At 70.1% G+C, this 19,117-nt stretch carries 11 protein-coding genes; 8 read left to right on the plus strand and 3 right to left on the minus strand.

All coding sequences use genetic code 11. The features are described from left to right. The first annotated feature begins 33 nt into the window (after window positions 1–33). The 3 genes from ACFV9C_RS32920 (at window position 34) to ACFV9C_RS32930 (ending at window position 5,383) form a co-directional block, all read left to right on the plus strand. Window positions 34–4,152, plus strand: coding sequence for a DUF6531 domain-containing protein (locus tag ACFV9C_RS32920; RefSeq protein ID WP_380199607.1), 4,119 nt, complete (start codon window positions 34–36; stop codon window positions 4,150–4,152). After that, complete coding sequence (locus tag ACFV9C_RS32925; RefSeq protein WP_380199609.1) at window positions 4,149–4,646, plus strand: hypothetical protein; 498 nt, start codon at window positions 4,149–4,151, stop codon at window positions 4,644–4,646. Before ACFV9C_RS32920 ends, ACFV9C_RS32925 begins: the two co-directional genes overlap by 4 nt. Window positions 4,647–4,768: 122 nt before the next feature. Further along, entirely contained in the window at window positions 4,769–5,383 is a 615-nt protein-coding gene (locus ACFV9C_RS32930; RefSeq protein ID WP_380199611.1) for a DUF4291 domain-containing protein, read from the plus strand. Window positions 5,384–5,774: 391 nt separating this feature from the next. Here ACFV9C_RS32930 and ACFV9C_RS32935 read toward each other — a convergent pair whose 3' ends face one another. After that, complete coding sequence (locus tag ACFV9C_RS32935) at window positions 5,775–6,404, minus strand: FMN-dependent NADH-azoreductase (protein ID WP_380199613.1); 630 nt, start codon at window positions 6,402–6,404, stop codon at window positions 5,775–5,777. Between the two features lie 192 nt (window positions 6,405–6,596). Between ACFV9C_RS32935 and ACFV9C_RS32940 the strand changes: the two genes are divergently transcribed. Both ACFV9C_RS32940 and ACFV9C_RS32945 read left to right on the plus strand, forming a co-directional pair. Beyond that, on the plus strand, window positions 6,597–7,241 hold the full coding sequence (locus ACFV9C_RS32940) for a LysE family transporter (protein WP_380199615.1): 645 nt from the start codon (window positions 6,597–6,599) through the stop codon (window positions 7,239–7,241). 17 nt (window positions 7,242–7,258) lie between these two features. Then, entirely contained in the window at window positions 7,259–8,038 is a 780-nt protein-coding gene (locus ACFV9C_RS32945) for an alpha/beta fold hydrolase (RefSeq protein ID WP_380200056.1), read from the plus strand. On the opposite strand, the gene ACFV9C_RS32950 is transcribed toward ACFV9C_RS32945, so the two are convergent. Beyond that, on the minus strand, window positions 8,035–11,934 hold the full coding sequence (locus tag ACFV9C_RS32950) for a UvrD-helicase domain-containing protein (RefSeq protein ID WP_380199617.1): 3,900 nt from the start codon (window positions 11,932–11,934) through the stop codon (window positions 8,035–8,037). The two genes, ACFV9C_RS32945 and ACFV9C_RS32950, sit on opposite strands and share 4 nt — an antisense overlap. A 27-nt stretch (window positions 11,935–11,961) precedes the next feature. Next, window positions 11,962–15,027, minus strand: a complete 3,066-nt coding sequence (locus ACFV9C_RS32955) for a PD-(D/E)XK nuclease family protein (RefSeq protein ID WP_380199619.1) — start codon at window positions 15,025–15,027, stop codon at window positions 11,962–11,964. Between the two features lie 149 nt (window positions 15,028–15,176). Between ACFV9C_RS32955 and ACFV9C_RS32960 the strand changes: the two genes are divergently transcribed. From ACFV9C_RS32960 to ACFV9C_RS32970, 3 genes are all read left to right on the plus strand, one after another. Then, window positions 15,177–15,572: a VOC family protein gene (locus ACFV9C_RS32960; RefSeq protein WP_380199621.1), complete on the plus strand. Its 396-nt coding sequence runs from the start codon at window positions 15,177–15,179 to the stop codon at window positions 15,570–15,572. A gap of 106 nt (window positions 15,573–15,678) precedes the next feature. Continuing rightward, a complete protein-coding gene (locus ACFV9C_RS32965) occupies window positions 15,679–18,432 on the plus strand; it encodes an FtsK/SpoIIIE domain-containing protein (protein WP_380199623.1) in 2,754 nt (917 codons plus the stop codon). After that, window positions 18,429–19,106: a hypothetical protein gene (locus ACFV9C_RS32970; protein WP_380199625.1), complete on the plus strand. Its 678-nt coding sequence runs from the start codon at window positions 18,429–18,431 to the stop codon at window positions 19,104–19,106. The genes ACFV9C_RS32965 and ACFV9C_RS32970 overlap by 4 nt, the downstream gene beginning before the upstream one ends. Window positions 19,107–19,117: the final 11 nt, after the last annotated feature.

Consider the following 19,117-nt stretch of genomic DNA (forward strand, 5'->3'; position numbering starts at 1 on the left):
TGTCACAACCCCACGACTGAGAGGAGGCAAACCGTGCGCAGACTCCTCGCCCTCGTCCTGCCCGTCCTCCTGCTCGCATCCCTCGCAGCACCCGCCCAGGCCACCCCGCCGGATGCCTACTACTGCCTGCACCCCGACCTCGCCGTCTCCGCCGAGGGCCAACTGCTGAGCAGCGGCGACCAGCTCGCCCTCGACGGCGGCATGGCCCACGCCGGCACCGGCCTCACCCTGGACTTTCAGGCGCACACCGTCAACACCCCGATCGACCTGTGCAACCTGCGCATGACCGACGCCCGCGTCTGGCAGGTCGACCACTGGCCCTGCACGAACGCCCCCAAACCACAGCCCGCCCGCAGCCAGTCGTTGAGTTGGTCCGTCCACGTTCCGCTCGACTGCAAGTTCATCGGCTCGCCGAACCTGCTGTCCGTCTCGCTGACGAACGGCAAGGGCTCGGCGGCAGCCAACGTGATGATCTACGCCGGGGCGCCCGGGTTCGTGCTCCCGGACAAGCAGGCACGCGCGTTCTTCGGCCCGTTCGCGATGCAGTCCGATCCGGTCAACTCGCTGACCGGCGCGCTGGCCGCCGTCGAGACCGATGCCTCCGTGACGGCCGTCGGACTGCCGCTGACGGTCACCCGGACGTACAACTCGAACGACACCGTCGCCGGTGCGCTGGGCGTCGGATGGCGATCGTCGTACTCGGACCGTCTGGTCCTGTCGGCGACCGGCGCGCGGTACCTGGCGTCGGACGGGCGCGAGATCGGCTTCACGCGGAAGGGCCCCGCGTTCGCGGTGGAGGCCGGGCCTGGGCGGTTCACGCTGGCGCGGTCGGGGTCGACGTACCTCCTGACGAGCATCGACCAGACTCGGATGCAGTTCTCCACGTCCGGCGAACTGGAGGCGATCCGGGATCGCAACGGTCAAGGCGTGACGATCTCGCACGCCGCGGGGCGGGTCCAGACGGTCGCAAACGGTCGACGCTCGCTGTCGTACGACTACGACTCTCAGGGACAGCTCACCTCGGTGCGGCTGTCCGGTCCGGGCGTCGCACCGCGGACCGTGCGGTACGAGTACGCGGACGGTCACCTGGCAGCGGCCGTCTCACCGGGCGGGATCCGGACGCAGTACGAGTACGTGGACCGGCGGCTCACGTCCGAGCGCGTGGGCGACGCGACCGCGTTCGTGACGGAGTACGACACCGACGGGCGTGTCGTCGCGCAGACAGACGGGGACGGCGGCCGATCCACCTGGTCCTGGGACACCGACGGCATCCGCGGCACGTCCACGATGACCGACCCGACCGGCGGTAAGTGGCTCAACGAGTACGAGCGGAACTGGCTGATCCGCCAGACCGATCCGACCGGCGCCACCGCGACGTTCCACTACGACGCCGAGGGCAACCTGATCCGCGTCTTCGACAACCTCGGACACGGTGCGCGGCACGAGTACGACGCGCTCGGTCGGGTGGTGGCGTCGACGGACGCGGCCGGCGCCGTCACCCGGCGGACGTACAACCCGCGGAACGACGTCGTTGTGACAGTGGATCCGCTCGGGCGGCGCACGACGTACAGCTATGACGCCCGCGGCAACCCGACAGGCACGTCGTACGGCGGCCGGACCTCGTCGGTCACCTACGACCGGCGCGGGCTGGTGACCGCGTCCCGTGATCCGCTGGGGCGCACCACGCAGTATGCCTACTCCGTCGACGGCGACCTGGTGCGCGTCGTGGATCCTGCACGCCAGATGACACGAGTCGAGTACGACGGGTGGGGACGACCGGTCAAGGTGACGTCTCCGCGCGGTGCGGTCAGCACGGTCTCCTACAACGACGACGACCAGCCGCTCGAACAGCACGGCGCGCTCGGTGTCTCGACAAGGCAGACCTACGACGCGCAGGGCCGAGTGTCGACGCTGGTCGACGCCCGTGGGGGCACGACGAAGCTGCGTTACGACGGGTCGGGCGCGGTGGTTGGTGTCACCAGACCGTCGTTGCCCGAGGCCACGACGGCTTACGACGCCTCGGGGCGAGTCACCAAGACGGTGGACGCCGGCGGCCGCGCGCAGACCTTCACCTATGACGGCGCCGGTCGCACTACCGAGGCGACGTACGGAGACCGGACCTGGCGGTTCACCTACGACAAGGCCGGACGCCTGATCCGTACGACGCTGCCCTCCGGTAGGAGCGCGTCCTTCACTTTGGATGCGCGCGGTGCGCCGCTACGGATCGCCTACTCCGACAAGACCCCCGCCGTCAGCTTCACCTGGGACGCCGCGGGCCGCCGTACGTCGATGACCGACGGGACCGGTGTCACCCGCTTCGGGTACGACAGCTTCGACCACTTGTCGTCGTCGACAGGCCCGTCCGGGGTTGTGAGGTACCAGTGGGACGCGGTTGGGAACCTCGCAGGACGGACCGCCGCCGGCCACACGGAGTCGTACACCTGGGACCCTGTCGACCGCCTCGTCTCCGCCACCGCCGACGGGAAGGCGCTCGCGTCGTATCGCTACGACCTCGCCGGCGGAACGATCACCACGACGCAGCCGGGCGGACTGGTCAAGACCGAGCAGGTGGACCTCCGCGGCCGAACAACCTCGTTGTCCGTCACGCAGAACGCCCGCCCTGTCCGCACCATCACGTCTGCGTACGACGCAGCCGACAACCTCACCCACTCGAACGACTCCGTCGCGGGCGAGGCGTCGTACGAATACGACCCGCTCAATCGTCTGACAGCCGCCAACTCCATCCGCTACGCGTACGACGGAAGCGGCAATCGCACCTGGGAGCAACGCCCATCCGGGAGCACGTGGTCCCTGTACGGCGCCTCCAACGAGCTCCGGGCCGCGATCACCACACCGGCCGACTACCCTCTCGCCCCGCCGTCCGCCCGTTCCTACACGTACGACAAGGACGGCAACCTCACCTCCGACGGCACCACGACGTACACCTGGTCCGCCGCCGGTAAGCCCGTCACCTCGACGACAGCCGGCGCCACCACGACGTACACCCACTCCGGAGACGGCCGCCGAGCCACCTCCAGCACCGGCCGCCAGACCACCCGCTACCTGTGGGACCCGCTCTCACCCCAGATCCTCAATACCTCCACCGACGCCAAACCGACCCGCTACCTCTACGGCAGCAGCCTCCTCGCCGAACAAGCCGGGGCCACTCGGACCCCCCTCACCACCGCACCGAACGGCTCGCTCCTCACCACCGCAACCACGAAGCCAACCCAGCACGACTACGAGCCCTACGGCCAAACCCGAGCGGGCCCCGCAGATCCACCCACCACGTCCGGCACACCATCCGCCCAGCCAACTCCCGGCTACATCGGCGGCCTCAAACTCCCCACCGGCAACTACCTCCTCGGCCAACGCGAGTACAACCCCACCACCGGCACCTTCCTCACCACAGACCAGGCCGGCTCCGCCAACCCCTACGCCTACACCACCGGCAACCCTCTCAAAACCACCGACCTCCAAGGCCTGGACGACGTAGAAGGCACCCTCACCGACGTCTCCCACATCTCCGGCTACATCTCCACCGCCGCCCTCGCCGGCGCCGTCATCTGCGCCATCGCCCGAGCCTGCGCCCCCGCCATCCCCATCTTCCTCGAAATCTCCTCCGCCACCGGCGTAATCTCCGCCGGCACCGCCGGCATCCTCGACTCCGAGGCCTGCGTCCTGAAGGGCAACTGCTCCCAACTGGCTGCGCAGATTGCTGTCGGACTGGTTGCGACCAGGATCCCAGCGGCTGCGCTCGTAGAGCGCGCCGGACCGGAGATGGTGACGGTTTACCGCATCGAAGGAGCTGGCAACCGAAGGCTGCTGATCGGAGACACCGGAGATGTATCAATTCAAGGCCAGGGAATGCTGTTCCTGAACTTCGGTGACAAGGAGCGCGCACTGAGCTATTACCAGCGACGTCACAGTCAGGGGTACGGCGACAGTCAAATGAAGGCCTTCGAGGTACCTCGCTCGTATGTCGACTCGCTTCGCCGAGCCGCGGTTAGTGAGCGTGCCGCGAAAGCCAACCCCAGAGCTCCACTGTCAGTCGACCGGTCGAAAGCCGGCGACCAGTTCGGTCTGCGAAGCTGTCACTTTCCAGAGTTACTCGAGCAGGTACAGCCCGGTAGTGGAAGGATCATTTGTTGAACCGTGATGAGGAGTTGCGGCGTCTGCGCGGGAATGATCCGGCGGAAGCGATGGGGGCGGGTATTCGGTTGTCTGCGGAGTCCGCAGACAGCGCGGTCCTGCTGAACCGATGCCGTGACGTCATGGTGGCGGTCCTTCAGCACCCAGCAGCAGACTGGCCCGACCTTCCGACGTGGCGGAGCGAGATGCCTGCCTGGTTCGTTCTTGCCTGCGCACCGGAGAAGACGCCAGAGCAGGAGCAGGCGGACCTGATCTGGTGGCAAAGCCTGTCGTCGGACGAGCAGGCGACGGCGGACGAAGCGTCGCAGTGGTCGCTCTCGGACTGGTTATGGTGGCTCGAACCGGAGAATCGGACCTGGTACTGGCTGGGGGCAGAAGTAGCCGGTCCGCGTCAACTCCTGGTCTATGTCGAGACCGACGGCGACCCATCGCCGACCGGCGCCCTCCGTTGGCTCCTCACGGCCGCCGGTGCGACGCAGGTCGACGAGAGTTGACGATCCGCGTCGTCGGCTTCTGACCCGTTCAAGTCGGCCGTGACGAGCCGAGTGGGCGAGCTGTGCGGGTAGCTCGGACCGCAGTCAGGAAGCTTCTGGCATTCTTGAGTATGGAGAGCGGTGTGCTTCGGCAGGTTCGGGCCTTGTACGGCGAGGGGGCGGTGGCGGTCTATCAGGCGTATTCGCCGGAGATCGCGGAGCCGGCGTTGCGGGCCGGGACATTTGTGGAGCCGTTCGGGATGGGGCGGATGACGTGGATCAAGCCGTCGTACTTGTGGATGGCTTATCGGTCGGGGTGGGGGACGAAGCCGGGGCAGACGCGGGTGTTGCGGGTTTGGATTCGGCGGAGTGGGTTCGAGTGGGCTTTGGGGCGAGGGGTGCTTTCGCATTACCAGGCGGGGTTTCACGAGTCCGAGGCCGCGTGGAAGCAGTCGTTGACTGGGGCGCCGGTGCGGATCCAGTGGGATCCGGAGCAGACGGTGACGCTGACGCCGCAGCCGCGGGTGCGTTCGATCCAGATCGGGTTGTCGGGGGATGCGGTGCGCCGCTACGTGCACGAGTGGATCGTGGGGATCGAGGAGGTCACCGCGGAGATGCAGCACGTGCGGGATCTCGCCCGTACGTCGGCTGCTGCCGCGGAGGCGGTGTTGCCGGTTGAGCGTCCGTACCCGGTCAGCGACGAGTTGGCCGCGCGGATCGCCGCGACGCCCGGTGCACACTCGGGCGGTCGTACGTGATCGTGAGGATCTGGCCACTTCACGAGTAGCTGGTGGGGAGCGCGGCTTGACGTCGTACTGCTACCGGATGCTCGTTGGCTGGGATCACGCGAATGACGGCGTGCAGGAGACGATGCTGCGGGCGTTCCGGGGGTACGGCGGATGGGAGCCGCGATCCGGTCGAGGACGCGGTACTGCAGGGTGACGCCGGCGGCGATCGAGGACATGTTCGCTGCGTTGGCTGTGGAGGCGCCCGACAACCTCAGATGCAGCGTTTGAGTTGGTGCACATCGCTGCCTCGGGTACGGATGTCGGCGTTCCAGGAGTTCCTGACCGGGCTGCGGACCTTACTTGCGGTCGGGCCGCAGTCCGGGTTGGGCACGGTGATCGGCGCGTGGGGATCGGCTCGTTCTTAGAAGGTCTTGGCTGTGGAGCGGGCGTCGGACAGGGCCGCTTCGCGGGACTGGGTGGCGTCGCCGGTGAGGGTGGGGTGGTGGCGGATTTCGGTGATGTCGGTGATGCCGGTCCAGTGGAGCCAGTCGTTGAAGAAGGTGGACTGGTGGTTGATGCCGAAGGCTGGGCCGAGTGCTGGGCCCCAGACGCCGCTGGTGTAGATCACGGCTGCCTTGCGGCCGGTGCCGGCGAGGAGGGGTTCGTAGCCGGTGTGCGGGTCGAGGCCCCAGATGGTGCCGGGCTGGGAGATGACGTCGATGAACTGTTTGAGGATGTACGGGACGCCCGCGTTCCACATCGGGACGCTGAACAGGAGGCGGTCCGCGGCGAGGAAGCGTTGGACGGTTGCCTGTACGGCGTCCCAGGCCGCGGCTTCCTCGGCCTCGAGGGGTTCGCCCGCGATGAACGTCATCTTGGCGCCGGCCGCGGCGGGGCCGAACTCCGGCAGGGTGCCGTCCCACAGGTTCCAGGTGACGACCTCGTCGTCGGGGTGCGTCTCGCGGTACACGTCGACGAACGTGTCGGCGATCCGCAGCGACTCGGACTTGTCGCCGCGGGGTGACGACGCGATGTGCAGCAGGGTGCTCATGGTGGTGCCTTCCGGTCTTATCGGACTATGGTCCGGTTACGGGTTCGACGATACGGACCTCGGTCCGGTTAGTCAACATCGATGCAAATTGGGTTGACCGGGTCCGCATGATGAGGACATGACGACGACTCTCGGACTGTTGCGGATCGGACCTGTGGCCTCGGCGGCTCGGGTTCAGCAGCAGGCCGTTCTGTGCTGGGGGTCGATGCCCGGTCAGTCGTGATCGGGCTGGTGGTCGCGGGGCTCTTGGCCGGGTACGGCGTGGCCGTGCCGGTCGGGCCTGTCGGGACCTATCTGGTGGCGTTGACGGCGCGGAGTTCGTTGCGGATCGGGGCATTCGCCGCACTCGGGGTCGCCTCGGCTGACGGCGTGTACGCCGCGGTCGCCGCGGGAGCCGGTTCGGTGCTCGCACCGTTGCTCGTGCCGATTGTCGGACCGTTGCGTTGGGCATCGGTTCTCGTGCTGATCGGCCTCGCGGTGATGGGGGCGGCCAAGGCGGTACGGCGGTATCGCGAGCAGCGGATCCTCGCCCTGCAACAGGAAACCCCGGTCGGCGCGTGGACGGCGTACCTCGGGATGCTCGGGATGACGATGCTGAACCCGTGGACGGTGGTCTACTTCGCGGCGCTGGTACTCGGGGGATCAGGAGTCGCGGGTGTCGGCGGGCGGATCGTGTTCGTGGTGGCGGCATTCGTGGCGTCGGCGAGTTGGCAACTGCTGCTGGCGGGCGGCGGTGCGCTGCTCGGACGGGTACTGACCGGTGCCCGCGGCCGGCTCGCGACCGCGCTTGCGTCGAGCGCGCTCATCGTCGTACTTGCCGTGCGACTGGTCGCCTAGTCGAGAATGTGCCCGTGATGATTCGGCGTGGGGATGTGGAGATCGCGGTGACCGATCGCGGCGGGGACGGCCCGGTGGTCGTGCTGCTGCACGGGCTGGCCGGAAGTTCGCGGGAGTTCCTGCCGACGGCGGACGCGCTGACCGACAGTTTCCGGGTGTTGCTGATCGATCAGCGCGGGCACGGGCGCAGTACCCGTCGGCCGGCGGACGTTTCCCGGACGGCGTACGTCGATGATGTGGTGGCGGTTGTCGAGGAGGTTGTTCCGGGGCAGCGGGTCCGGCTGGTCGGGCAGTCGATGGGTGCGCATACCGCGATGCTGACGGCGGCGGCGCGGCCGGATCTCGTTGAGCGGCTGGTGATGCTGGAGGGCATTGCGGCCGGGGACGACCGGCCCGAGGAAGCTCGCAAGATCGGTCAGTACTTCGCGTCCTGGCCGGTGCCGTTCGCCGATGAGAGTGCGGCGCGTGCGTTCCTCGGGGACGGTCCGTTGGCGGTTGCCTGGTGCAACGATCTGGAGCGGGCGGCCGACGGGTTGCGGCCGCGGTTCGACGCGGACGTCATGGAGGCGACGATTGCCGCGGTGCAGGAGGACCGCTCGGCGGATTGGGAGCAGCTCGAACCGCCGACGCTGGCGGTGTTCGCTGAGCACGGCATGTTCACGGTGGAACAGCAGGACGAGTTGATCCGTCGCCGGCCGCAGACGGCGCGGGCTTTGATCGCAGGCGGGAGCCACGACGCGCATCTGGACGCGTTCGACGGATGGATCGACGTGCTGGGCGGTTATCTGAGCAGCTAGCCCGCCGGTACGACGCGCTCGACGGCCGCGCCCGGGTTGAGGAACAGCAGGATCGGCGGACCGGTGTTGGGGAGGATCCGCGCGTACGCCTGGAGTTGCGGGGCGTAGTACGCGACGCGGCTCTCCAACGCGGCCGCCGGGATGGCGTCGGTCTTGTAGTCGACGATCGTCAGGCGGCCGTCGTCCTCGCGGTAGATCAGGTCGACGAACCCTTCGAGGACCGTGCCGTCGGGCTGCACCGTGCCGACGTACGACTCGCGCCAGTGCTCGCGGGCCGCGGCGCGCTGTACGACGTCGGACGCCAGCGCCGAGCGGACGAGCGCGGTGACGACGTCGGTGAACTCGAGGACGCCCTCGGCGAGGCACTGGGTCGCAACGGCGGCGTCGAGGCCGGCGCCGGTGGAGAGGTCGACGACCTGCAGTACGGCGTGCACGGCGCGGCCGATCGCGGTCCCGTACCGGCCCTTCGACCACGGTGGGAGCTCGACGTCGCGGGCGCCCTTCGCCGTACCGGGGTCGACGTCGGTCAAGGTGGCGTCCGGGCCGGTGCCTTCGAGGCCGGACGCGCTCTGGGCGGAGCGGAACCGGCTGGCGGCCTGCGCGGCGGCGGCGCGCGACTCCCACTCGGTGCGGGAGATCGGCGGGGTGACGTCGGGGGCCGCGGCGGGCTCGCGGTCGGGAACCGGTGAGCCGGTGAAGAGGGTCGAGTTCGGGGCTTCGACGCCGCCGGCGGTGGCGAGGAGCTCGGCGTTGCTCGTGTGGCGGCGGTTCCCGGAGCGGTGCAGCGAGACGACCAGGTGGTCGCGGGCGCGGGTCGCGGCGACGTACAGCAGGCGGCGGCGTTCGTAGTCGTCCATCTGCTCGTCGACCGGCTGGACCAGGTCGAAGTCCTCGGTCTGGACGGAGGACTTGAGCTTGACGGCGTACCCGCCGGACTGGGGCCACAGCACCTGGACGCCGCGTTGCCGGTTCGGCGAGGCGGTCATGCCGGACAGGATCACGATCGGGAACTCGAGGCCCTTCGCGGCGTGGATCGTCATCACCCGGACCGCGTCGGCGTCGGTCTCCGGCAGGACGGCCTCGGCGACGCGGGAGGTTTCCTCGCCCTGGTGGGCAGCCCAGGCCAGGTACGAGCGGAGGCCGCCGTGCTCGACCTCGGACCAGGCGCGGGCCTGGTCGACGACGAACCGGATCCGCCGCCAGGCGTCGCGGGCACGCGGGCCGATCGCGGCCACCTCGAGCATGCGGCGGTCGGCGACGATCTTCGCGAGAACCTCGCTGGGGGTCAGCCAGCGGGCCGCGTAGTACGTGCGGCGGAGCCACTCCATCGCGTCGCCGACCGGGTGGGTGAGGAGCTGGTCGGGGACCGGGGCGGTGAGGGTGAAGGTGCCGCCGCTGCGTTTCCAGGTGAACAGGTCGTCGTCGCCGCAGCCAAACAGCGGCGAGCGGAGGGTCGTGACGAGCGCGAGCTGGTCGCTCGGGTCGCCGAGCGCGCGGGCGCAGGCGAGCAGGTCGCGGACCTCGGCGGTCTGGTACACGAGCGAGCTGGCCTCGGCGCGGTACGGGATGTCTGCGCGGTCGAGGGCGTCCTCGAGGAACGGGAGCGAGGTACGGGCCGGGACGAGTACGGCGATGTCGCCGGCCTCGGCGGGGCGCCAGGTCCCGGCGCGGTCGTCGTACACGAGCCAGCCGTCGCGGAGCGCCTCCTCGATGACGGCGGCGACGTCGGTGGCCTCGCGCTCGCGGAGGACGGAGGCTTGCGCGCGGGGGAGGTCGTCGTGCTGGACCGCGCCGAGGATCGTGACGGCGGGACCGGCGGCGGGATTCTCGGCGGTGAGGTCCCCGGCGGTGAGGTCCTCGGTGGTGAGGTCCTCGGTGGTGAGGTCCTCGGTGGTGGAGGCCTCGGAGGTTGGGTCGTCGGGGGGTGGGTCGTTGAGTGGTGCGTCGACGGAGGCGTTCCGTCGGCGGAACGGGAGCACCTCGGCGAGATCGGTGAGCTGGTCGGCGGCGTCCGCTGGGTCCGCCGGCGCCGGGCGTGCTGGCGCCGCTGCCGCTGGGTCCGCTGTGTCGCTCGGGTGCGGTTCGGAGCCCAAGTCGTGCGCGTCGGCCGCGTCCGGTTCGTCGAAGAGGGTGGGCTCGTCGAAGATCGAGAGCTGGTCACCCGCGACCCGCGTGGGGTCGGGCGGCGCACTCGCGCCCGGAGCGCCAGGGCGGGACGGGGCGCCCGGAGCGGTGCGGGGGTGGGATGTGGCGCCGGGGGTCCGGGCGTGCGAGGTGGCACCGGGGGTGCCGGGGTCCGAGGTGGCGCTGAGGGCGCCGGGGTGCGATGTGGCGCCGCGGTGGGATGGGCCGCCTGGGGTGCTGCTGTGGGTTGGCCTGCCCTGGGTGGTGCCGGGGTGGGATGGGGTGTCTGTGTCGGGGAGGGGGCCGGAGTGGGGCCGGGGGTCGGCGGTGGTGGGGGTGCCTGGAGGGGTGGCTGGGGTGGTGGGGGTGCCTGGGTTGGTGCGGTGGGGGGTGAGGGATTGGTAGGCGGGTTGGGCGGATTCTTGGGGCTGGATCAGGGTGGTGAAGACGGTGTTGATCCACTGGAGGATGGGTGGGACCGTGCGGAAGTTGGTGGTCAGGGCGACCGTTTCGCCGAGGAGTTCCTGGGCGGTGAGGTAGGTCGCGATGTTGGCGCGGCGGAAGCGGTAGATCGACTGCTTCGGGTCGCCGACGACGAACAGCCGGCCCTCGGGGACCTCGACGTCGTGCCAGTCGGCCGCGGATGCCTCGGCGCCGCCGGCGATGCGGACGGCGAGCTCGATCTGGATCGGGTCCGTGTCCTGGAACTCGTCCAGCAGCAGCCGTTCGAACCGTTCCTGCAGTTCCTCCCGTACGTCGGCATCGCGCCGCAGCAGGTCCCGCGCGAGCACCAGCAGGTCGTGGAACTCGAGCCGCCCGTCCGCGCGTCGCAGCTCGGCCGACTCCAGCACCCGCTCCGCGATCCAGTGTGAAAGATGCCGAAGGCAAGCATCAAGGAGCAGCTCGACCAGCGAACCGGCGACCTCGACCACCTCGGCGCAGTCCGCGCGCACCTTCGCGATGTCCGGCCAGTTCTCCTTGCGCCCGATCCGGCCGATCTTCAGCCCACGCAGCGCCTGCAGAAACGACAGCTGCGTCTCCTGGTCGGACGCCGCCGCCAGCATCAGCCCGAGCTCGCGGATCTGCACCACCTTCGGCAGCAACCGGTCCTCGGGATCCAGGCAGGTCTCCGCCAACCCACCGATCTGCGCGGCTGCGGCAATCAGCCCGGTGAGATCGGGCATCGCCACCAGCTCCGGCGGCTCGACCAGCACCCGGTCCGCGATCAGGTCCCAGTCGTTCCCGAACAGCCGCGCCAGCGACCGCAAGTGCTTCAGCTCGACACCGACCGCCATCGCGAGCAGCAACGGCTCGGCGATCGTGTCGTCGTCGAGCAGCTGCTGCTGCAGCTCCGCCCACCGCTCCTCGAACGCGACCGACGACCCGACCTCGTCCAGTACGTCGATCAACGGCGGCAGCCCCGCCTCGATCGGATGCGCGAGCAGGATCTGCTGCGCGAACGCGTGCAGCGTACCGATCGACGCCGAGTCCAGGTCGTCCAGCGCCGCGTCCGCGAGCGACCCGGCGTCCGTACGCCGCGCCTTCTCGAACTCGACCCGCAGCCGGTCCCGCAGCTCCGCCCCGGCCTTCTCGGTGAACGTCACGGCCGCGATCGTCCGCAGCGGTACGCCGTCCCGCAGCACCAGCGTCCGCACCCGCTCGACCAGCGCGTGCGTCTTCCCGGACCCGGCGCCGGCCTCGACGAACAGCGTCGCGTCCGTGTCGGTGCGGATCCGTTCCCGGGCAGCTCCGTCGAGCAACTGCCCGCTCATCGGCAGCTCCCGCAGTGGGCGGGGAGGCTAGTCATCCGAGGCCTCCAAGGCGGTCGGATCGATCAGGCGGACCAGGCGTTCGAGCGTCGGATCGTGGCGTTTCCGGTCCCACCTGGCCCGCACCTCGCTGTGCCCCAGTCCGTCCGGGTTGCAGTACGGGCACTGCACCCACAGGAAGTCCGGCACCTCGGGCGCCTTCGGCGGGAAGTACCCGGCCGCGATCGAGGACACGATCACGTCGAGCGTGTCGACGTACCGCTCCTCGACCTCCGGCGTCAGCGGGACCGGGATCCGTTTGCCGCCGCGGCGGACGAACCAGTACGACGCCTCGACCGGGGTGGAGGCCTCGCCGAGCCGCGCGCGGGCGGCGTACGCGTACACCGGCAACTGCAGCTTCGTCCCGCCCGCGACCGGGTCGGACTCGATGCCCTCGTACCGCGAGAAGCCGCCCGTCTTCACGTCGGTGACGTAGATCGTCCCGTCCGCGCCGAGGTCGACCTTGTCCGCGGAACCGCGCAGCAGCACCCGACCCGACGGCACCGGGATCTCCACCGGCGGCTCGCCGTCGAACCCGAACCGCAGCTCGCTGGCCACCACCGAAGCGGACCGCGACGCCCGCCACCGGTCGTCGTCGGTCAGCAGCACCATCAGATCCCCGAGGATCCGCAACCGCTCGCGCTGCCACAACCGCGGATGCCCGGTCAGCCCCTCCGCCTCGAACTGTTCGCCGAGATCCGCGCCGATCGCCAGCAACAGCGCGCGTTGCTCCTCGGTCCACGGCTCGCCGTACCCAGGCAGCGAACCGGCCAGCCGCGACACGAAAGCGTCCAGGCTGTTGTGGATCAGGTTCCCGACCTGGATCGGCGAGATGACGAGCAGGTCCTCGGGCGCCTCGAGCGGCTCCACCTGAAGCAACCGCTCGACGAAGTACGCGTGCGGACAGGTCGCGTACGACTCCAGCGAGGTCGGCGACGCGATCCGCTCCTCGACCGCGAACTCCGGCAGCCCCGAGACCCCCGACAGATCCCCGTCGAACCGTGTGAACGCCATCGACCCCCGCCCGCGCAACAACTCCCGCGCCCGCACGAGCACGCCGTCGTGCACCCACAACCGGGCCGCCGCGGCCCGCGTCTGCCACTCCTGCTCGGTCGCCGGCATCGTTGCCGTCGTCAACGAACCGGCGTACGACGCGGACGTCCGCAGCACCTCGCCGTACCTGTCCCACTGGGTCGCGGGCAGCGCGTGGTCACCGGTCAGCTCACGCAACGAGCCGAGCAGCCAACGCGTCGGCAACCGCCGCGACGACCGGCGCAGGTCGCCGCGCGGGAACGACGCCACCACCCGCGCACCCGCCGAGAACGCGACCAGCAGATGCCGCTGCTTCTCGTCCAGCCGGTCCCGGAACGACGCCAGCTCCGGCGCTGCCGCCTCGCGCACGCGATGGGGGAGCAGCGCGTCCTCGTGCACGCGCCCGGGATACAGGTCCTCCGACAGACCGACGACGTACACGATGTCCGCCGACAACCCGATGCTCGCCGACAACGGCGCCACGAGCACGCCGGTCCCGAATGTCCCGACCCGTGGCAACGACTGCTGCAGCTCGAGATCGAGGACATCACGCAGTACGGCGAGGCTCGCCGGGGTGCCGAGCTCGTCCAGCGTCGACAGGCCCTTCAACGACCCCTCGACCGCGGCCGCGGCGTACTGCTCCTCCATCGGCAAGGACGAGTAGTCGCCGAGCAGATCGTGGAAGAGCTGCAGCACGCCCGCCGACAGGTCGAACCACGTGTCGAGCACGGCAAGATCGGCCAGCCGTCGGCGCAACGTGGACGCGAACGCGTGCAGCCGCTCCGCGGTGGTCGCGTTGTACTGTGCTCGCCGCACCGCGGCCGGTCGTGGATCGTCGGCCGCCTCCTCCTGGTCGGCGGTCCGGCGCTCGGACTCGGCGTACCGCGCCAGCCGGATGTCCCAGTCGTCGCCGCGCACCACCCCGGCGGCCCGCGACATCCGCTCCCACTGCGGCACCGGGATCCGATCGCCGGCGAAGTCCCGCGTCGGCGCGTTCGCCAGCGCCCGGAACACGTCCGCGCGGGGCAGGTCCTGGTCGACGAGCGCCAGGACTTCGAGCAGCGTCCGCGCGATCGCCCGCTCGTGCACCGGTCGCGTCCCGGGACCGTTGACCTCGAGGTCCGCGGCGGACAGATGTTCGTGCAGGAGACGCGCGTACGGCGAGGCCGCGGCGTACAGGACCGCGATCCGGTGCGCGGGCGTCTGCTCCAGCGCCGACACGACGTCGCGGACCACGCATCGCACCTCGTCGTCGGCGTCGGACGCGTTCAGGATCTCTGTGGCGACCGGGTAGTTCTTCGAGATCGACGTCGGCAGGTCGATCCCGATCCGTTCGAGCGAGCGCCGGACGGCGCGGTCGGCACGGCGCACGTCCGTCAGTCCGACGATCACGGTCAGGTCGGCCGCGGCGTTGCCGAGCGCGGCGACGAACGCGGCCTCGGACTGCGTCAGCTCCTGCGGAAGGTAGAGGACGAGAGCACCCAGCTCGCTGACCGTTGCCGAGGTGACAGCGGCCGCGGCGGCGCGCAGCAGGTCGGTCGCGTCGTACCAGTCGGCGCCGAGCTCGGTGGTCACCTGACGGTGCAGGCGGATCAGGTCGGGGCCGAGCGCGGACGCCTCCGCGACCTTGTCGAGCGCGGGATCGCTGAGGTCGCGGAGCTCGTTGTGCGCGGCAGCGAGCGCTTGAATGGTCGACGGGTGCTCCGCGACCTCGGCGAAGACGCCGGGCGCCTTCGCCAGCGCCGTACGCCAGGTGGCCGCAACGATCGGACGGGTCGCCGGCCGTCGCGGCGCCAGCGATCCGGCCGCGATCTGCTCGGCAAGCCGCTCGAGGGTCGCGAGATAGAGGCCGCCGATCGAGGTTCGAGCGAGGTGCCGGCGCGCGATCACGCCGGACAGGTTGTTCGGCAGCAGCAGCGTGACCGGCGTCATCGGGTCGTCGGCCTTGAGCCGCGCGACCACTGCCTGCAGGCGTTCCAGAGCCGCGGCGCCGTACGCCGTGCTCTCGATACGCGTGCTGCTCATGGGCCGAACTCCCGGTCTCTCGACTGTCACCGCAGACGGTAGACCCTGCCACGGACAGAAAGATGAAGGGGCGCGAAACGCCAAGGTTTCTGCGGTGCCGGCGGCGGCCCTCGCACAATGGAGGAATGACGGGCGCCGATAATGCTGCGATGACTGCCGCGGTGCATCACGTCGAGATCTGGGTCCCGGACCTGTCCCGGGCCGTTGCGAGCTGGGGCTGGGTCCTCGGCCGATTGGGCTGGAAGGACGGTGACGGCTGGCCGGGCGGGATGACCTGGATCGCGCCGGACGGAAGCTATGTCGTGGTCGAGCAGAGCCCCGCGATGTCGGCGGCCGAGCACGACCGGATGCGGCCGGGGATGAACCACCTGGCACTGAACGCGGCCGGCCGCGCGGAGGTCGACGCGATCGTGTCCGAGGCGACTGCACACGGCTGGACGCTGATGTTCGCGGACCGGCATCCGTACGCCGGTGGCCCGCAGCATTACGCCGCCTTCCTGCACAACGACGACGGTTACGAGCTGGAGGTCGTCGCGCCGGGTTAGCAGATGAGACGAGTGATACCTGGAGTGACCACTGGGGCCACTGGTGTGACACGATTACCCGAGGCAAGAACGTAGTCGCGGGGCCAGGTGTGGAAGGACGATGCTCGTGACGGAGAAGCCTGACGGGGATCCGGCCGTACCGGAGGTCCTGACGGCCTCATCGGAGGTTCTTGAGGGGCGGATCCGGGGGTTGCAGCACGCGCTCGGGCAGTTGCTGGACAATGCACGGCGGTTGACGTACGGCGAGCACCAGCGCGCCGTACGGCTGCATCGGCAGTTGCAGGAGCAGACCGCGACCGCCCGTCGGGAGTCGCGGTCGCTGGTCGACGCGAAGACCGCCGAGGCGTTGTCCGAGGCCGAACCGAAGGCCCGGCTGCTCGCCGATCGGCTCGCACCCGGGCTGGCCGCGGTCCCGCCGAACGACGCGCGCTGGCGGTCCCGGCAACTCGTCGGCGCGGGCGTTCCGGCGTACGTCCGGGTCGGCGAGCTCGACGCCGGTACGCCGGTGGTCGCGCCGCTGCTCCGCACCAACGGCTGGAAGGTGACCGGCGACCGCAACGAGTCCGCGCGCCGGCTGCTGCAGAGCATCGCGCTCCGGCTGGTCGCCGCCGCGGAACCGTTCCGGCTGCGCGTCGACGCGTTCGACCCGAAGCTCACCGGGATGATGGGCCTGCTCGGCCATCTGACCACGAAATACCCGCAATTGGTGCCGAGGGCAACGCATACCGCGGAGCAGCTGCATACAGTACTGTCCGGCCTCGTCGACGTGTCGTCGCTGCGGGCCAGCCGGCAGGCGCAGCTCGGCCACGAGCGGTTCGAGGACCTGTTGAAGGAGACCGGCCAGGTCACCGATCCGTACCGGGTGGTGATCCTGTTCGACTACCCGTTCGGCATCGACACGCTCGCGCAACGCGACCTGCTCCGGCTGGCCGCGACCGCCGGCAAGCGGGGGCTGTGCTTCCTCGTGCACTACGACGCGTCGACGGCGGCCGAGCTCGACGTCGACTCGAAACAGTTGCTCGAGCTCCTCAATCCGGTTGCCATCGTCAACGATCGGGTCGAGGTCGCACAGCTGCCGCCGGCCCGGCTGGACCCGCCGTTCGACGCGTCCGTGGCGGCCGGCATCTGCGACGTGATCGCCGAGCAGGCCGAGATCGCCGTACTGCCGACCATCGACTTCGAGCGCACGCTGCCGGATCGGCTGACCTGGTGGCAACCGGTCAAGGACGAGGTCGGCACGGTGATCGGGTACGACGACCGGACGCCGGCGCTGGTGCGGTTGCGCAGCGGCAACCCGGCGCTGCCGCACGTACTGGTCGGCGGCGCCGTCGGGCAGGGCAAGTCGAACCTGCTGCTCGTGATGATCCACGGTCTCGCCGCGCGCTACTCGCCGGCCGACCTGGAGATGTACCTGCTCGACTTCAAGCACGGTGTCGAGTTCTCCGCGCTCGGCCCGGGACCTGACCGGCCGCACTGGCTGCCGCAGATCCGGGTGCTCGGCGTGCACAGCGACCGCGCGTTCGGTCTCGCCGTACTGCGGCACCTGTCCGACGAGCTCGCCCGGCGCAGCGAGGTGTTCAAGTCGCACGGGAACGTCGCCGACATCGCGGAGCTCCCACCCGATCCGGACCGGCCGCCGCGGATTCTCGTCGTACTGGACGAGTTCCAGGTGCTGCTCGAGGACGACGACGAGCTGGCCGACGAGGCCGCCAAGCTGCTGGAGCGGTTGGTCCGGCTGGGTCGCGCGTACGGCGTGCACGTGGTGCTCGCGACGCAGACGATCGAGGGCGTGAAGCGGCTGTCGACGCGGCGGGACTCGATCTTCGGGCAGGTGCCGTACCGGATCGCGCTGAAGACCACCCCCGCCGACTCGCAGGCGATCCTGCGCAGCGGGAACACCGCGGCCGCCGAGCTGCAGTTCCGCGGCGAGGCGGTGCTGAACGCGAACTTCGGATCGCCCGACGACAACCAGCACGTGCTGGTGAGCTTCGCCGACAAGCCTGTGCTGGATTCGTTGCGCGCGGAGCTGTGGACGCGCGCGGGATCGTCGATGCATGCGCCGCGCGTGTTCCATCTCGCGGAGCCTGCGCGGTTGACCGACACGGCGACGTCGGTGAAGCCCGAGCTGGGGCGGCCGTGGACCGGGTTGCCGATCGCGGTGACCGAGGAGCCGGTCGCGGTCGAAGTACGGCCTGAGCCTGGCGCGGGCGTGCTCGTGCTGGGGGACGGGCCGGTCGACGCGCTGGGCGTGCTGACCGGGTTGGCTGTGTCGACGGCGGCCGGTGCGGTGGAGCCGCCGCGGTTCGTGTTCGTCGACGGGACGAACTCGGCGCCGGCTGTTGCCGAGGGCAAGGATGCGTTGGTGCAGGTGCTGCGGGAGCTCGGCTGCGAGGTCGAGACGGTGGACAAGCACGACGACATCGCGCCACGGCTGTTCGCGCTGCGGGACACGATGCGCAGCGGGCAGGCGGGCGCGACGTACCTGCTCGGGTTCGGGTTCCACGGCGTACCGCGGATGCAGGTGCACGCCGAGGGGTACTTCGAGAGTCCGGCGAACGCGCTGCAGGAGATCGTGCGGGACGGGCCCGCGCAGGGGCTGATCACGTACGGGTGGTGGAACCGGCTGCACGTGTGCACCGAGCAGCTCGGGTACGGGCGGGGCAACGTCGCGACGCACCTGTTCCTCCGGCACCCGCAGGACGGCGTACGCGCGGTCGCGGGACCGCTGGTGCGGTGGGCGTCCGAGCCGCATCGGGCGTTGCTGTGGGACGGGCTGCATCCCGAGGCGCAGGTCGTCGTACCGTTCGCGGCTTTGCGTGCGGACGAGGTGGAGCGTGCGGTGGAGTTGGTACGGCGATGAAGACTGACGAGCAGGTGTGGTCCGAGTACGTACGGGCGGTGCGCACCGTCGCGATGGCGCGGACCGACGCGCAGCAGGCGCAGGACCGGGTCACGGCGCACAAGTCGAAGGCCGAGGCGACGGCCGCGGCCGAGGCCGACGCGATGGCCGAGCGCGGGCGGAAGCTGCAGACGCGGCTGAACGCGCTCGCCGACAAGGCCGCCGAGAGCCTGCAACGCGCCGGGCTGCCGGTCGACGGCAAGCGGGCCAACCACACGCTCCCCGAGATCCGCGCGCTGAACGACATCGAGACCGTCGCCGAACGGATCACCGAACAGCTTGCCGAGTCCGTCGACCAGCTCGAGGAACTGCGCACGTCGGCCCGGCGGCTCCAGGAGCTCCGGCGGCGGCGTACCATCAGCGCGGTCCTGGCGCTGGCCGGGTTCGTGCTGGTGTGGGTGTTCAGCCGCTCGTTCCTGGCCGGGGTCTTGGCCGCCGCGATCGCTGCCCTGACGATGCTGGCCGCGTCCCGTGTGCTCGGCCTGCCGCGGCTGCCCGTCGCGCGCTGGTGGGGCTGGGGCGGCGCCGCGCTGGTGTTCGTCCTGATGGCGGCCGGTCTGCCCTGGTGGCTCGGGATCCTGGTACCGGTCGTGGTGGCCGGTACGGCGATCGTGCTGCCGAAGAAGCGCAACTAGTTTGGGAGTGG

This window comes from Kribbella sp. NPDC059898, assembly GCF_042730855.1.
Taxonomy (GTDB): Bacteria; Actinomycetota; Actinomycetes; order Propionibacteriales; family Kribbellaceae; genus Kribbella.

Bases quoted from the DNA above. Each gene is read 5' to 3' on its own strand.
- ACFV9C_RS32970 (WP_380199625.1), top strand. From the start codon at position 18,429: ATGAAGACTGACGAGCAGGTGTGGTCCGAGTACGTACGGGCGGTGCGC.
- ACFV9C_RS32950 (WP_380199617.1), bottom strand. From the start codon at position 11,934: ATGAGCGGGCAGTTGCTCGACGGAGCTGCCCGGGAACGGATCCGCACC.
- ACFV9C_RS32960 (WP_380199621.1), top strand. From the start codon at position 15,177: ATGACTGCCGCGGTGCATCACGTCGAGATCTGGGTCCCGGACCTGTCC.
- ACFV9C_RS32935 (WP_380199613.1), bottom strand. From the start codon at position 6,404: ATGAGCACCCTGCTGCACATCGCGTCGTCACCCCGCGGCGACAAGTCC.
- ACFV9C_RS32955 (WP_380199619.1), bottom strand. From the start codon at position 15,027: ATGAGCAGCACGCGTATCGAGAGCACGGCGTACGGCGCCGCGGCTCTG.
- ACFV9C_RS32945 (WP_380200056.1), top strand. From the start codon at position 7,259: ATGATTCGGCGTGGGGATGTGGAGATCGCGGTGACCGATCGCGGCGGG.